This window comes from Bartonella sp. AP57NXGY, from assembly GCF_042195805.1.
Classification (GTDB): Bacteria; Pseudomonadota; Alphaproteobacteria; order Rhizobiales; family Rhizobiaceae; genus Bartonella.
This window is the reverse complement of the sequence record NZ_JBHIOZ010000398.1, coordinates 1-950: the sequence shown is the minus strand read 5'-3', so window position 1 is coordinate 950 and position 950 is coordinate 1. Positions and strand designations below refer to the sequence as shown.

Here is a 950-nt window from a genome sequence, read left to right as displayed (position 1 = left end):
AAAGCTTTAATGCGATAAAGGTTTATAATATTTCGAGTAAGAGCATGTTTGATTTTTTTGATTTCACTGGTTAATTCATATTTTTTGCACATAGAGATACCCTCACAATTTAATGTGATAAACATTTGCTAAAATTTGAAATGGAAAATTGGATTGGAAAGCAGGCGCCCCCACAACGCCCATGCTTTATTTAAGCAGCGTTATTTTCAATAATCTTTACAACGGTATCGTTTTCATAAACCTCACAATTTATGGGAACCCAATATAAATCACTATCTCTTTTTAATCTTGCATTGCCATATACATTACCTCTAATCACGAAATAACCAGAGATTTTCGCATTACCATAAACAGAGCCATAAACATCAGTATGACAGCCCACGCTAGCATTCCCATAAACCTTGCCATAAATTTTAGCAGCGCCACTAACAACAGCATGATCATAAACTACCGCCTTGCTATGAATACGAGCATTTCCTGATAATTTTGCATTGCCATAAACCCGCGCCTGATGATAAACCCAAGCATTATAAGAAAGATGCGCATTGTCATAAACATGAGCATTTGCATAAACGCGGGCACGGTCACATACATGGGCATTGCCATAAACACTACCCATTATAATAGCGTTATTAAAAACCTTGGCATTTTCATAAATATGGGCAGGATTTAAAACAAGAGCATTATCGTAAACCCAGCAATTGCCATCATGAGAGAGGTTACTTTCATTTTCAATAAAACCACCCAAGGCACCAGCCTTAACATCGTCAAAATCCCTTAATGCTTGGATGCGATAAAGAGTTTGATTATTAAATACACGTGTCTCATTTGTGAGTGCAAACTTTTTTTGCATAGCACAATTCCTTTATAAAAAGATTTGAATTTTAGAATGAAATGTTTAAAGGGGGGCGCCCCCGCCGCGCCCGCGCGTCATTTACACAGTTGTAAAA

The 950-nt window shown here is 37.1% G+C and carries 1 protein-coding gene; it reads right to left on the bottom strand.

Features of this window, described 5'->3' with window-relative positions:
• Positions 1-190: 190 nt before the first annotated feature.
• Entirely contained in the window at positions 191-853 is a 663-nt protein-coding gene (locus ACFIL8_RS11105; RefSeq protein ID WP_375672204.1) for a hypothetical protein, read from the bottom strand.
• Positions 854-950: the final 97 nt, after the last annotated feature.